Raw genomic sequence first — 13,348 nt, forward strand, 5'->3', positions numbered from 1 at the left:
CCATATTACAGCGCTCTTTGCGTTGCTCCTGCAATATGTTCTCGCTGACCAACGGGACCGGCCAATGTTCCTGCTCAACCGCAACGCATCGCACCGCCGGCCGCTCGATCCGATCGATGCCGAAACCCTTGGCGTGGCCGGAGCCGACACGGTCGAGCGTTTTCTCAGCCACCGCGACAATCACCGGATGACGCCGCTGCATGCACTGCCGGCGCTCGCCAGCGAATTCGGACTGGGCGCCATCCATATCAAGGATGAGGGCTTTCGCCTCGGCCTCGGCAGCTTCAAGGCGCTTGGCGGCGCCTATGCCGTCTTCCGCCTGGTGCTGGAGGAGGCCGGCAGTCGCCTTGGCCGGCTCCTCGATGTGGCCGATCTCGATCGGCCTGATGTGCGGGCGGTCGCCGCGGCGATGACATTTGCCTGTGCGACCGACGGCAACCATGGCCGCTCCGTCGCGCAAGGCGCGCAACTCGTCGGCGCGCGGGCGGCGATCTTCGTCCACGCCGGCGTCAGCGAGGAGCGCATCGCGGCGATCGCCCGCTATGGCGCCGAGATGATCTGCGTCCACGGCAATTATGACGATTCGGTCAGGCAAGCTGCCCAGGTTTCGGCCGACAAGGACTGGACTGTGGTCTCCGACACCTCGTGGCCGGGCTATGAGCGCATTCCCGGCCTGGTCATGCAGGGCTATACCGCGATCGTACGCGAAGCCTTGCGCCAACTCCCTCGGACGCCGACCCACGTCTTCGTGCAGGCCGGTGTCGGCGGCATTGCCGCCGCGCTGGCCGGTCATCTGGCCACCGTGCTCGGTGACGCCAGGCCGACCTTCATCGTGGTCGAGCCGGCGCGTGCCGCTTGTGTTTTTGCAGCCGCCCAGGTCGGGCGCCCGGTCAAGGTCGCGCACGGCCAGCCGACGGTGATGGCCATGCTTGAATGTTACGAAGCCTCGCCGGTCGCCTGGCGGGTGCTGGCGCGCGCCGCCGACGCCTTCATGACGGTGGATGAGGACGAGGCCATCGCGGTGATGCGGCGGCTGGCCTGGCCGGCCGGCGGTGACCCGGTGATCGTTGCCGGCGAAAGCGGTGGTGTCGGCCTTGCCGGGCTGATCCGGGCGGTGGCCGACAACCGGGCCGATCTTGAACTCGACGGCAAATCGCGGGTGCTGGTGATCAACACCGAAGGCGCCACCGACCCGCATCGCTACGCCGAACTGGTTGGCATGAACCCGGCCGATGTGCTGGAAGGCAAGATGACAGCCGAGGCAACGGCATGATCGCCATCGATGCGCAGCGCCTGCTCGGCCGCATCCGCGAACTCGGCGCTGTTGGCCGGGATGGCGAGGGAAGGCTGACCCGGCTGGCCGCCTCAGACACCGACAGGCAGGGCCGCGACCTCTTCGTCGGCTGGCTTCGGCAGGCCGGGCTCGATGTCGCCATCGACCGGGTCGGCAACATTTTCGGCATCTGGCAAAACCCGGAAATTACCGGGCAAGCGCCGCTGCTCATCGGCTCGCACATCGACACCGTCATCGATGCCGGCATTTATGACGGCTGCTACGGGGTGCTTGCCGGGCTGGAAGTGATCGAGACGCTCAAGGCGACAGGCTTTTCGCCGTCGCGCCCGCTCGCGGTCGCCGCTTTCACCAATGAGGAGGGCGTACGCTACACACCCGACATGATGGGCTCGCTGGTCCACGCCGGCGGCATCGATGCCGAAACGGTGCTGGCGGCCGTTGGCACCGACGGCAGCGTGCTCGGGCAGGAGCTTGCCCGCATCGGCTATGCCGGCGACCGGGAGCCCGGCTTCCTCACGCCGCACGCCTATCTCGAACTGCATATTGAGCAAGGGCCGGTGCTGGAGCGCGAAGGCTTGCCGGTCGGCGCGGTGGAGAATCTGCAAGGCATCTCCTGGCAGCGCATCACCATCGACGGCGTCGCCAACCATGCCGGCACCACGCCGATGTCGATGCGCAACGATGCCGGCCACGCCGCCGCCCGGGTCATCACCTTCCTGCTCGACCGGACCAAAGCCTCGAACGCGCCGACCGTCGCCACCGTCGGCACGATCCGCTTCGAGCCGAATGCCATCAATGTCATCCCTTCGCGCGCGGTCTTCACCGTCGATCTGCGCGATCCCGACGAACAGCGCCTGCAGGCGGCGGAAGCGGCGCTTGCCGCCCATCTCGAGCAGCTTGCCGCCGCTGAGAACGTGACGGTTTCGGTCGAGCAACTGGCCCGCTTCGAACCGGTGATCTTCGACCTGCGCATCGTCGAACAAATCGAGGCCGCCGCGAAACGCCGTGGCCTCGGGGTCAGGCGCATGACATCAGGCGCCGGCCACGACGCGCAGATGCTGGCGTGTATCGCGCCTGCGGCGATGATCTTCGTGCCGAGCGTTGGCGGCATCAGTCACAGTCCGCGCGAACACACCGATGACGCCGAGCTTGTTGCCGGCGCCAACATCCTGCTTGATGTGGCCGCGCAACTGGCAAAGTAGGTCAGAAGGGGCAGAAGCAGAAGGGGCAGAAGAATGTCTGAACTCGATCGCGACGCGCTGAAGCAGGAAATGATCTTCTGGCGGCGCGATCTGCATGCACACCCGGAATTCGGCTTCGAGGAGAAGCGCACCGCCGCCTTCGTCGCCGCCAAACTGCGCGAATTTGGGTTGGACGATGTCACCGAAGGCGTCGGCGGCACCGGTGTTGTCGGCACGCTGAAGCGCGGCAGCGGCAACCGGGCGATTGCGCTGAGGGCCGACATGGATGCGCTGCGCATATCAGAACAATCGGACGCATCTTACCGGTCCGGCAATCCCGGCATCATGCATGCCTGCGGCCATGACGGCCACACCACCATGCTGCTCGGCGCGGCAAAGCTGCTGGCCGGTGAGGGCGGTTTCGACGGCATCGTGCGCTTCGTCTTCCAACCGGCCGAGGAATGGGGCAGGGGTGCGCTCGCCATGCTCGACGATGGGCTGATGCAGCGCTTTCCCTTCGACGAGATATTTGGCCTGCACAACATGCCCGGCCTGCCGATCGGGCATTTCGAGACCTGTGCCGGACCCATAATGTCGGCCGAGGACAACTTCGAGATCGTGCTCAAAGGGCTCGGTGGCCATGCCGCGCGGCCGCATACGGGCAACGAAACGCTGGTCGCCGCCTGCGCGCTGGTAACCAATCTGCAGACCATCGTCTCGCGCCGGCTGAGTCCGGCCGACATATCCGTGGTTTCGGTGACCGAGCTGATCACCGACGGCACCCGCAACGCTCTGCCCGGTCTTGCCCGCATCCTCGGCGATGCGCGCAGCTTCCGTCCCGAGGTCAGCGCCGAGATCGAGCGGCAGATGCGCATTATCGCCGAGGGCATCGCCGCCGCCTACAATGTCACCGCCGAGGTCAAGTACAGCAGGGAGTTCGTGCCGCTGCGCAACGATGCCGAACTGGTCGATGCCGCATTCGCCGCCGCCAGAGGCGTCTTCGAACCCGGCAACATCGCCGTCGCCCGCGAGCCGATGACCGCCTCCGAGGATTTCGCCCGCTTCCTCGACCATGTGCCGGGCTGCTTCGCCTTCCTCGGCAATGGCGAGGGTTCGGCGCCGCTGCACAATTCCAGCTACGACTTCGACGATGAGGGGCTGTTGTTCGGCACGAATTTCCATGTCGCGCTGGTCAGGCAAAGGCTCGCGGCCGGGAGATGATCGCGGCGTCACGATTGTCAAACATGCGTATCGCGAGCCGGATATGGGTAGAGTCGCGGGCAGATACGCTGTTAACAAAAACAATGTTACGATGACGCAGGGGAAAGACTCAGCTAGCCTTACCTGTGCGGCGGACCTAATTATCCGCTTGGCCGGCGCTTCACTCCTCCCAAGCGGCGCCGGCCTTCTTCTCCAAAAGTTCGTCCGGGACGCCACAGCGGGTTGCGGCAGCACGCGAACCTCGCAAAGGCCAAGTTCCGCTTGCGGTGCCTCGAGAATGCATCGGGAGCGCCGGCGAACCGCCCTCTATCTTCGACTGCGCGCGTGGACGATTGGCAAGGGAACCAAAGGCTGTTTCTATGGTTGGTTCTGCTCCAAAGGAGTGTTGCACCATGTTCCGTCTGCTCGTCGCCGGCGCCTTCGCCTATGTCACTTATCGCATCGCCAGGAAGATGGTCGAAAACGTGCCCGATACGGTCGACCCGCTGCTGTTGCCGCCGTCGCAACCCGATCGCGAGACCTTGCGACGGCAGTCGGCCGACATGGGTGTCGATCCACAACGCTAGCCGCGATCCCTTCTCTTCAGACCGGCCCCAGTCCTGCATGGGTTAGGTGTGCCCGCATCGATGTTGCGAACAAAGCAGAAACGATGCTTGATGGGCGATGAACCTCGCCACCGCTGATTCGACCTTTCGGGAACCGACCGTCCAGCCTGCCTATCTCGCGCGGCTGAACGATGCCCAGCGCCAGGCCGTCGAGCACGGCGCCGGTCAGATTGCCGGCCCGTTGCTGGTCATTGCCGGCGCCGGATCTGGCAAGACCAACACGCTGGCGCATCGCGTCGCTCATCTGATCGTCAAGGGCGCCGACCCGCGCCGCATCCTGCTGATGACGTTTTCGCGCCGCGCCGCATCCGAAATGGCCAGGCGCGTCGAGCGTATTGCCGGCGAGGTGCTCGGCCGCGATGCAGCCGTCATCACCGATGCGCTGACCTGGGCCGGCACCTTTCACGGCATCGGCGCGCGGCTGTTGCGCGACTATGCGCTGGAGATCGGTCTCGACCCGGCCTTCACCATCCATGATCGCGAGGATTCCGCCGACCTGATGAATCTGGTCCGCCACGAGCTCGGCTTCTCGAAGACGGAAGCGCGCTTCCCCACCAAGGGCACTTGCCTTGCCATCTATTCGCGCGCCGTCAACGCGCAGGCGCCGCTCAACGAGGTGTTGGGTTCCGCCTTTCCCTGGTGCGCCGGCTGGGCGGAGCAGCTGAAAGAATTGTTCGCCGGTTATGTCGAGGCCAAGCAGGCGCAAAACGTGCTCGATTACGACGATTTGCTGCTCTACTGGGCGCAGATGGCGGCGGAGCCCGAGATAGCAGCGCATCTGGGCGGGCGTTTCGACCATGTGCTGGTCGACGAATACCAGGACACAAATCGCCTGCAGGCTTCGATCCTCATGGCGCTGAAACCCGACGGCGCCGGGCTGACGGTGGTCGGCGACGATGCGCAATCGATCTATTCGTTCCGCGCCGCCGAGGTTCGCAACATCCTCGACTTCCCCAATCAGTTCGCGCAAGCCGCCGACGTGGTGATGCTGGAGCGCAATTACCGCTCGACCGAGACCATCCTTGCTGCCGCCAATGCGGTGATCGGCGAAGCCTCGGAGCGCTTCACCAAAAACCTGTGGTCGGAGCGCAAATCCAGCGACAGGCCAAAACTGGTGACCGTGCGCGACGAAATCGAGCAGGCCAATTTCGTCTGCGACGCGATCCTGGCCGAGCGCGAGGCGGGCACAGCGCTGAAATCCCAGGCGGTGCTGTTTCGCGCCTCGCATCACAGCGGGCCGCTGGAGATCGAACTGACGCGGCGCAACATTCCCTTCGTCAAATTCGGCGGCCTGAAGTTTCTCGATGCCGCTCACGTCAAGGATGTGCTGGCGGTGCTGCGCTTTGCCGAAAATCCGCGCGACCGTGTCGCCGGTTTTCGCGTATTGCAACTCTTGCCTGGCATCGGCCCTTCGGCCGCCGCGCAGATCGTCGAGACCATGACGACGGCGCTGGACGAGGCCATGGGGCTGGCCGGCTGGCGTCCGCCGCAACGCGCGGCGGACGACTGGCCTGGCTTCGTCGCGCTCTATTCCGGCCTGCGCGCCGGCGCCAGATGGCCGGCCGACCTCGAACAGATCAGGCTTTGGTACGAGCCGCATCTGGAGCGCATCCACGAGGACGCGACGACGCGCCGGGCCGACCTGTTGCAACTCGAGCAGATAGGCTCGGGCTATGCCTCGCGCGAGCGCTTCCTGACCGAACTGACGCTCGATCCGCCGGACGCCACCAGCGACCAGGCTGGGCCGCCGCATCGCGACGAGGACTATCTCATCCTGTCGACCATCCATTCGGCCAAGGGCCAGGAATGGAAGAATGTCTTCGTGCTCAACACGGTCGACGGCTGCATCCCGGCCGATCTCGGCGTCGGCAGCAAGGAAGACATCGAGGAGGAGCGCCGGCTGCTCTACGTGGCAATGACGCGGGCCAAGGACAATCTCAACCTGGTCATGCCGCAGCGTTTCTTTCCACATGGCCAGGCGGCGCGCGGCGACCGCCATCTCTATGCCTCGCGCACCCGTTTCATCCCGGCTTCGATCCTTGCCGCATTCCAGCAGGTGTCGTGGCCGAGCGCACAGGCAGCACAGGGCAGGGCGGCCCGGCCGGAGGTGCGCGTCGACATCGGCGCACGCATGCGCGGCATGTGGAAATAGCCGCGGGATAGCGCTCCATGTCGAAACCACCGGTCAGGATAACCCTCGCGGGTGCGCTGGGCCGCATGGGCCGTCAGATGGCGGACGCCGTGCAGGGCGACGCGCGGCTGGCGCTCGCCGCCCGCTTTCACCGGCCGGGCAGTGTCGGCGAAGGGCTGGTGAGCCGCGACGAGGCGCTTGCCGTGGCCGACGTGGTCATCGACTTCACCACGCCGGCTGCCTCGGTCGACCTGGCCAGGATTTGCGCCGAGCGCGGCGGGCCGGCCCTGGTCATAGGCTCTACGGGCTTCGATGCTTCTCAATCGGCTGCGATCGCCGACGCCGCGAAAACGATTGCCATCGTGCGCTCCGGCAGCTTTTCACTCGGACTCAACATGCTGGTCGGACTGGTCGAGCAGGCGGCGCGGGCACTCGACCCCGATGACTGGGACGTGGAGATTGTCGAGGCGCATCATCGCCACAAGGTCGATGCGCCATCGGGAACGGCGTTGATGCTGGGGCATGCCGCAGCCGGCGGACGCGGCATCGATCTGGAGACGGTCGCAAGGCGTGCACGCGATGGCGCCATTGGCGCGCGGCCTCCCGGTGAGATCGGCTTTGCGGTGCTGCGTGGCGGCAGCATCGTCGGAGAGCACAGCGTCAGCTTCTGCACCGAGGGCGAACTTGTAACCCTGTCGCATGCGGCCGGCGACCGCATCATGTTCGCCCGTGGTGCTATTGCCGCCGCGCTCTGGGTGGCGGGGCGCCAACCCGGCGAATACGACATGCGCGACGTTCTCGGTTTCGGCGCTCCGTGACCGGCAGCCACAACGGATTCCATTTCAACGGCCGTTAAAACGACTGAAAGCCAGCTGAAAGCTTGGGCGTGCCATGAAGTCATTACGGCGTTCGCCGTGTGACCGGTGCGGGAGCGGCCGGTAAGGAGGAATGCGGCGCAGCCGGGATGGCGCGCCGCCCAAGTGGAGGAAGTTTCGTGACCGGTTTCATCTCGAAGTGCGCCCTGCGCACAGCGGCGCTAACCCTTGCTATTGCAGCCACAAGCGCCACGGTGGCTTCGGCTGCCGACAAAATCACCATCATCGTCGGCGGCATGGAAAAGCAGATCTATCTGCCTGCCGTGCTCACCCAGCAGCTCGGCTACTTCAAGGACCAGGGGCTCGATGTCGAACTGCTCAACTCGCGCGCCGGGGTCGAGGCCGAAAATGAACTGCTGGCCGGTGCCGTCCAAGGCGTTGTCGGCTTCTACGATCACACCGTCGACCTGCAGTCGAAGGGCAAATACATCCAGTCGATCGTCCAGTTCAGCCAAGCGCCTGGTGAGGTCGAGCTGGTCTCCGCCAAGCACCCGGAGATCAAGTCGCCCGCCGATTTCAAGGGCGCCACGCTCGGCGTCACCGGTCTCGGCTCCTCGACCGATTTCCTGACCCAGTATCTTGCCGTGCGCAGCGGCCTGAAGCCCGGCGACTACACGCTGCTGCCGGTCGGCGCCGGCAACACCTTCATCGCCGCCGTCAAGCAGGACCAGATCCAGGCCGGCATGACCACCGAGCCGACCATCGCCAAACTGCTCAAGACCGGCGAGGCAAGCATCCTGGTCGACATGCGCACGCCCGAAAAGACCAAGGAAGCGCTGGGCGGCGACTATCCGGCGGCGTCCTTCTATGTCCAGTCCTCCTGGCTGGAAGGCCACAAGGATGAGGCACAGAAGCTCGCCAATGCCTTCGTCAAGACGATGAAATTCATCGCCACGCATTCGGCCGAAGAGATCGCCGACAAGATGCCGAAGGATTATTATGCCGGCAACCGGGACCTTTACGTGCAGGGGCTGGCCGGCGGCAAGGCGATGTTCACGCCGGATGGCCGCATGCCGGCCGATGGTCCGCCGACCGTGCTCAAGGTTCTCTCGACATTCTCGAAGAGCCTGCAAGGCAAGCAGATCGACCTGTCGAAGACCTACACGACCGAATTCGTTGACGCCGCCAAATAGCGGCGCCAGCCTACCACTCGTTGAATAACAAGGACTTGCGCCGGCTGCTTGAATCAACAAGGCAGCGGCGCGGCCTCCCGAACACCTGGAGATCCGTGGCACTGCCGCGGGCTCCCTTGCCCCATTGCGACAGGAGTGCGCCATGCAAGTGCAACCCATGGCGGCCGAGAAGCTGTCTCAGGCCGCGCCACAAGCCGACGCCGCGATCGCCATCGATGATGTGACCTTGCGTTTCGTCACGCCCGACGGGCACATGATGACGGCGATCCGCGATTTCACGATGACCGTGGCGCGCGGCGAGTTCGCCTGCGTCGTCGGGCCGACCGGCTGCGGCAAGTCGACGACGCTCAACCTGGTCACCGGCCTGTTGCGGCCGACGACCGGCAATGTCCGCGTCATGGGCACGCCGGTCACCGATATCAGCCGGGACATCGGCTTTGTCTTCCAGGCGGATGCGCTGTTTCCCTGGCGCAGTGTCATCGACAATGTCGCCGCCGGTCCACTTTATCGCGGCACGCCAAAGGCGCAGGCCTACGACCGCGCCCGCGACTGGATCGCCCGCGTCGGCCTCGGCCGCTTCGAGAAGCACTATCCGCACCAGCTTTCGGGCGGCATGCGCAAGCGCGTCGCGCTGGCGCAGACCTTCATCAACCAGCCCAAGATCCTTTTGATGGACGAGCCGTTCAGCGCGCTCGACATGCAGACGCGCACCGCCATGCAGGACGAATTGCTGGATCTGTGGTCGGAGCAGAAATCCTCGGTTGTCTTCGTCACCCACGACCTAGAGGAGGCGGTGGCGCTGGCCGACAAGGTCTATGTGCTCACCGCTGGGCCGGGCACGGTCAAGAGCGTCTACCGCATCGACCTGCCGCGCCCGCGCGTCATGGCCGACATCCGCTACGACCCGAACTTCGTCGAGATTGCCAAGGTGATCTGGAACGATCTGCGCGAGGAAGTGCAGCTCGGCCAGAGCCGGACCTTGCAGACCGGACATTGAAAGGAGAAACAGCATGACCGCAATCTCTCCGACCGCCAACCAGGCCGCCGTCCGCGATGCTTCCATCGCCGTTGCCGAAGCCCGGGCGAGGGCAAGGCTGCGCCGCCGCCACGCGCTTGTCATCTCCTTGCGCCTGGCGATCCTGGTCGTCTTCCTTGGCCTGTGGGAACTCGGCGCCGACTACAACATCATCGACCCGTTCTTCTTCGCCAGCCCTTCTGGCATCTGGCAGCAGATCTGGTCGTGGATCACCGAAGGCACCTCTCAAGGCCCACTCTGGCTGCAGATCTACGTGACGCTGGAGGAAACCTTCCTCGGCTTTGTCATCGGTGCCCTTGGCGGCATCGCCGCCGGCATCATCCTCGGCCGCAATCGGCTGTTGGCGGATGTCTTTTCGATCTACATCAAGATCGCCAATTCGGTGCCGCGCGTCGTGCTCGGCTCGGTGTTCATCATCGCGCTCGGCCTCGGCATGGCGTCCAAGGTGGCGCTTGCCGTGGTGATGGTGTTCTTCGTTGTTTTCGCCAACGCCTTCCAGGGTGTGCGCGAGGCCGACAGGGCAATGATCGCCAATGCCCAGATCCTTGGCGCCTCGCCGTTCCAGATCACCCGCACCGTCATCATTCCTTCGGCGATGAGCTGGATCCTCGCCAGCCTGCATGTCAGCTTCGGCTTCGCGCTGGTCGGCGCGGTGGTCGGCGAGTTCCTCGGCGCCAAGCAAGGCATGGGCCTGTTGATCTCGACCGCGCAGGGCGCCTTCAACGCCAATGGCGTGTTCGCCGCGATGATCATCCTGGCTGTCATGGCGCTGGTGGTGGAGTTCATCATCACCCGCTTCGAGAACTATGTCGTGAAGTGGCGGCCGGCGCCGTTCAACGAGCAGGGAACGTGATCGGTCAGACCAGGGGCAGCCTGACCGGTCAGGCCAGCGGCAGCCTGACCTCAACCAACAGACCGCCGGCCGCGCCATCCCCAAGGGTGACGCGGCCGCCGGCATTTTCGACGACCTCGCGTACAATGGCGAGTCCCAGCCCGCTGCCTTCCTCGGTCGAACCGGCAATACGGTAGAAGCGCTCGAAGACATGGTCTCGCTCGTCCGCCGGAATGCCAGGCCCGTCGTCGGCGACCGTCAGCACGGCTTCGCCGTCGATGGCCGCCAGCTTCACCGTGACACTGCCCTCGGCCCGGGAGTAGCGCAGCGCGTTGTCGACGAGGTTGACGATCATCTCGCGCAGCATGGTGCCGTCGCCGATGACCGGAACGGGGCCAGCCTCCTCGAGGCCGAGATCTATTTTGCGATCGATGGCCGTTGGCGCCAGGGTTTCCAGCACGTGCCGGGCGGCTTCCGCCAGGTCAATGCGGTCGGCGCGCGGCCGCCGGCTGCCTGGCTCGGCGCGTGACAGGGTCAAGAGCTGTTCGGCCAGCCGCGCCAGTTTGCCGGAACTCGCCTGCAGCGCCACCAGCGCCTCCTGGCGGGCATCGGCGGCACGTTCGCGAAGCGCATAGCTTGCCTGTGTCGACAGCAGCGCCAGGGGCGTGCGCAGCTGGTGCGCCGCATTGGCGATGAAGCGGCGTTGCGCCGCCATCTGCGCCCGCACGCGCTCCATGTAGGCGTTGAGGGCGTCGATCAGCGGGCGGATCTCGCTTTGCGCACCGGGCACTTCGACGGGGTCAAGGTCGCTGCGGTTTGGCGAGCGTACCGCATCGCGCAGCCGGATCAACGGCGCCAGGCCGCGACGCAAGCCGAGCAGCACGAACACGCCGGCAATCGCCACCAGCGCCAGTTGCTGGGCAAAGGCGCTGAACCAAAGCTGTTTGACCATGGCGTCATGGCCGGCAAGGGTGACGCCCACGGTGACTGATATTGGCGAGTCGTTGCCAGCGCCGATCACCGCATGGCCAAGGGTCAGGAGCCGCAGCTGGTGATCGCGGTAGGCGGCCTCGACACTGGCATGCTGCGGCGCTTCGGGCAGGTCGGGATATCCGGTCAGCAGCCGCCCGCCGGCTGTCTCGACGCGATAGTAGACGCTGTCGCGGTCGCCGGTGTCGAACATCTCGATCGCCGCCGGGGGCACCGTGGCATCGAGCACGCCGTCGACCATGGCGACCTGCTCGGCAATCGCCCGCGCCGATCCGACGAGCATCCGGTCGGTGACCAGGTCCGCGGTCGCCAGTGCGTTGCGCTGGCTGGTCCACAGGTTGATGGTCGCGAGCCCGGCAAGCGGCAGCACCACCCATGCCAGCAATTGCAGGCGGAGGCTGTTGATCCTCATGGCGCCAGGATCGTCACGGCGCCAAATCGTCTTGGCGCAAGAGGTAGCCGAGGCCACGCAGTGTGGCGATCTGGACCCGCGACCCTTCGAGCTTCTTGCGCACGCGGTGCACGTAGATCTCGATGGCGCTGGGATCGGCGTCGGTCTCGAAATCGTAGATCGCGGCCGACAATGCCGCCTTGCTCACCGTGCGTCCGGCCTTGACCATCAATTGCTCAAGCACGGCATGTTCGCGCGGTGTCAGCGCCAGCGCCTCGCCGGCAAGCGAAAACAGCCGCGTGTTGGTGTCGAAGACGAGATCACCGCAGGCAACGACCGGCGCGGTGCGGTCATTGGCACGGCGCAATTGCGCGCGGATTCGTGCTTCGAGCTCTTCGATCTGGAAGGGCTTGGCCAGATAGTCGTCGGCGCCCTCATTGAGGCCCTTGACCCGGCCGTCGAGACTGGCGTTTGCGGTCAGCACGATCACCGGCACCCGGTTGCCGCGCGTCCGCAACATTCGCAGCACCTCCAGCCCGCTCATGCGCGGCAGCGCAAGGTCGAGGATGACAAGCGCGTGGTCACCGGCGGCGAGCGCGTGTTCGACATCCTCGCCATCATGGACGATGTCGACGACATAGTTCGCCTGACGCAGGGTCTTGCCCAGCCAATCCGCCAGCTCGCGATTGTCTTCTACAAGCAGCAACCGCATTTCTATCGCTGTCCTGGGGTGCAGGTCACCCGGATTTCCGCCCACTTCTTCAACTGGCGCCGCCAAGTCGCGCCCGATTGATGATCGTGCACAAGCGATAATCTCGATCCAACCGCAAGGCAAATGGAGGAGATCCAGAAGTTCAGATGGTGCGCAATCGTTTCAAACCGAACCGTTCAGTTCGATTTCTGTTGACGCACTGTGTAGCAGATGGTGAACGCCGGCCTGGCGAGCGGTCGCGCCTGGTGATGGGCGTTATCGATTAACTGTCTGATTTCAAACAGTTAAATTATGACCGCCGAGGCCTGTGTCAAATTTCAAGGCCTGGATTCGAGCCGCGGGGGAACATCTTCGTGATTGGAATCCGCGGCAGGGCGAGCCCATCTCGGGGTGGTCCGAGCGACGCGAAATTCCTCCCAAGGGCACGCCACTAGACGGACATGACAAATACTGGAGTAATTAAAATGACCAAGATCGCTCTTACCGCCGCCGCCATCCTCGTTGCCACGGGCACTGCTTTTGCCGGCAGCGACAATTATGGCTCGGCCAACGCCAATCAGCCTGCCGTCGCTGTCGACCATTCGATCACCGCTTCGGTCTCCAAGTCGACGCAGACCGTCCAGGCCCCCGCTTCGCAGGGCGCTGACCGCAACCTCTTCGGCCGCTAATCGCGACTGCCGATATCGACCCAAACTTGAACTCAGGAGTAATTAAAATGACCAAGATCGCTCTTACCGCTGCCGCCATCCTCGTTGCCACGGGCACTGCTTTTGCCGGCAGCGACAATTATGGCTCGGCCAACGCCAATCAGCCTGCCGTCACCGTCGACCAGTCGGCCACTGCTTCGATCTCCAAGTCGACGCAAACCGTCCAGGCCCCCGCTTCGCAGGGCGCTGACCGCAACCTCTTCGGCCGCTAATCGCGACTGCCGATATCGACCCAACATT

The 13,348-nt window shown here is 64.8% G+C and carries 13 protein-coding genes; 11 read left to right on the plus strand and 2 right to left on the minus strand.

Going from position 1 to position 13,348, the window contains the following annotated elements; translation table 11 throughout:
* Positions 1-64 precede the first annotated feature (64 nt).
* From P3C39_RS17300 to P3C39_RS17340, 9 genes are all read left to right on the plus strand, one after another.
* Positions 65-1,273, plus strand: a complete 1,209-nt coding sequence (locus P3C39_RS17300) for a diaminopropionate ammonia-lyase (RefSeq protein ID WP_275953561.1) — start codon at positions 65-67, stop codon at positions 1,271-1,273.
* On the plus strand, positions 1,270-2,496 hold the full coding sequence (locus P3C39_RS17305; protein WP_275953560.1) for a Zn-dependent hydrolase: 1,227 nt from the start codon (positions 1,270-1,272) through the stop codon (positions 2,494-2,496). The genes P3C39_RS17300 and P3C39_RS17305 overlap by 4 nt, the downstream gene beginning before the upstream one ends.
* Positions 2,497-2,529: 33 nt before the next feature.
* Positions 2,530-3,696: a M20 aminoacylase family protein gene (locus tag P3C39_RS17310; RefSeq protein ID WP_275953559.1), complete on the plus strand. Its 1,167-nt coding sequence runs from the start codon at positions 2,530-2,532 to the stop codon at positions 3,694-3,696.
* A gap of 392 nt (positions 3,697-4,088) precedes the next feature.
* Positions 4,089-4,262 (plus strand): hypothetical protein, encoded by a 174-nt coding sequence (locus P3C39_RS17315; RefSeq protein WP_013532459.1) that lies wholly within the window; start codon positions 4,089-4,091, stop codon positions 4,260-4,262.
* 97 nt (positions 4,263-4,359) lie between these two features.
* On the plus strand, positions 4,360-6,453 hold the full coding sequence (locus P3C39_RS17320) for an ATP-dependent helicase (RefSeq protein WP_275953558.1): 2,094 nt from the start codon (positions 4,360-4,362) through the stop codon (positions 6,451-6,453).
* A gap of 17 nt (positions 6,454-6,470) precedes the next feature.
* Positions 6,471-7,250, plus strand: a complete 780-nt coding sequence (gene dapB / locus P3C39_RS17325; RefSeq protein WP_275953557.1) for a 4-hydroxy-tetrahydrodipicolinate reductase — start codon at positions 6,471-6,473, stop codon at positions 7,248-7,250.
* A gap of 176 nt (positions 7,251-7,426) precedes the next feature.
* Positions 7,427-8,440, plus strand: coding sequence for an ABC transporter substrate-binding protein (locus P3C39_RS17330; protein ID WP_027163344.1), 1,014 nt, complete (start codon positions 7,427-7,429; stop codon positions 8,438-8,440).
* Between the two features lie 142 nt (positions 8,441-8,582).
* A complete protein-coding gene (locus P3C39_RS17335; RefSeq protein ID WP_013532455.1) occupies positions 8,583-9,437 on the plus strand; it encodes an ABC transporter ATP-binding protein in 855 nt (284 codons plus the stop codon).
* A 13-nt stretch (positions 9,438-9,450) separates the two neighbouring features.
* Positions 9,451-10,329 (plus strand): ABC transporter permease, encoded by an 879-nt coding sequence (locus P3C39_RS17340; RefSeq protein ID WP_013532454.1) that lies wholly within the window; start codon positions 9,451-9,453, stop codon positions 10,327-10,329.
* 28 nt (positions 10,330-10,357) lie between these two features.
* Here the strand turns inward: P3C39_RS17340 and P3C39_RS17345 are convergent, their stop codons facing one another.
* On the minus strand, positions 10,358-11,710 hold the full coding sequence (locus tag P3C39_RS17345) for a sensor histidine kinase (protein WP_275953556.1): 1,353 nt from the start codon (positions 11,708-11,710) through the stop codon (positions 10,358-10,360).
* Positions 11,711-11,723: 13 nt separating this feature from the next.
* Positions 11,724-12,401, minus strand: a complete 678-nt coding sequence (locus tag P3C39_RS17350; RefSeq protein WP_024504276.1) for a response regulator — start codon at positions 12,399-12,401, stop codon at positions 11,724-11,726.
* A gap of 464 nt (positions 12,402-12,865) precedes the next feature.
* Between P3C39_RS17350 and P3C39_RS17355 the strand changes: the two genes are divergently transcribed.
* Positions 12,866-13,069, plus strand: a complete 204-nt coding sequence (locus P3C39_RS17355) for a DUF680 domain-containing protein (protein ID WP_013532451.1) — start codon at positions 12,866-12,868, stop codon at positions 13,067-13,069.
* Positions 13,070-13,116: 47 nt separating this feature from the next.
* Positions 13,117-13,320, plus strand: a complete 204-nt coding sequence (locus tag P3C39_RS17360) for a DUF680 domain-containing protein (RefSeq protein ID WP_013532450.1) — start codon at positions 13,117-13,119, stop codon at positions 13,318-13,320.
* Positions 13,321-13,348 lie beyond the last annotated feature (28 nt).

Origin of the sequence: Mesorhizobium sp. XAP4, from assembly GCF_029269325.1 — a bacterium.
In the GTDB taxonomy this organism is placed as follows: Bacteria; Pseudomonadota; Alphaproteobacteria; order Rhizobiales; family Rhizobiaceae; genus Mesorhizobium; species Mesorhizobium ciceri.

What these genes read in the sequence shown, in the direction of transcription:
- P3C39_RS17360 (WP_013532450.1), top strand. Translation starts at nt 13,117, where the DNA reads ATGACCAAGATCGCTCTTACCGCTGCCGCCATCCTCGTTGCCACGGGC.
- P3C39_RS17340 (WP_013532454.1), top strand. Translation starts at nt 9,451, where the DNA reads ATGACCGCAATCTCTCCGACCGCCAACCAGGCCGCCGTCCGCGATGCT.
- P3C39_RS17300 (WP_275953561.1), top strand. Translation starts at nt 65, where the DNA reads ATGTTCCTGCTCAACCGCAACGCATCGCACCGCCGGCCGCTCGATCCG.
- P3C39_RS17315 (WP_013532459.1), top strand. Translation starts at nt 4,089, where the DNA reads ATGTTCCGTCTGCTCGTCGCCGGCGCCTTCGCCTATGTCACTTATCGC.
- P3C39_RS17355 (WP_013532451.1), top strand. Translation starts at nt 12,866, where the DNA reads ATGACCAAGATCGCTCTTACCGCCGCCGCCATCCTCGTTGCCACGGGC.
- P3C39_RS17305 (WP_275953560.1), top strand. Translation starts at nt 1,270, where the DNA reads ATGATCGCCATCGATGCGCAGCGCCTGCTCGGCCGCATCCGCGAACTC.
- P3C39_RS17335 (WP_013532455.1), top strand. Translation starts at nt 8,583, where the DNA reads ATGCAAGTGCAACCCATGGCGGCCGAGAAGCTGTCTCAGGCCGCGCCA.
- dapB (WP_275953557.1), top strand. Translation starts at nt 6,471, where the DNA reads ATGTCGAAACCACCGGTCAGGATAACCCTCGCGGGTGCGCTGGGCCGC.
- P3C39_RS17350 (WP_024504276.1), bottom strand. Translation starts at nt 12,401, where the DNA reads ATGCGGTTGCTGCTTGTAGAAGACAATCGCGAGCTGGCGGATTGGCTG.
- P3C39_RS17345 (WP_275953556.1), bottom strand. Translation starts at nt 11,710, where the DNA reads ATGAGGATCAACAGCCTCCGCCTGCAATTGCTGGCATGGGTGGTGCTG.
- P3C39_RS17320 (WP_275953558.1), top strand. Translation starts at nt 4,360, where the DNA reads ATGAACCTCGCCACCGCTGATTCGACCTTTCGGGAACCGACCGTCCAG.
- P3C39_RS17310 (WP_275953559.1), top strand. Translation starts at nt 2,530, where the DNA reads ATGTCTGAACTCGATCGCGACGCGCTGAAGCAGGAAATGATCTTCTGG.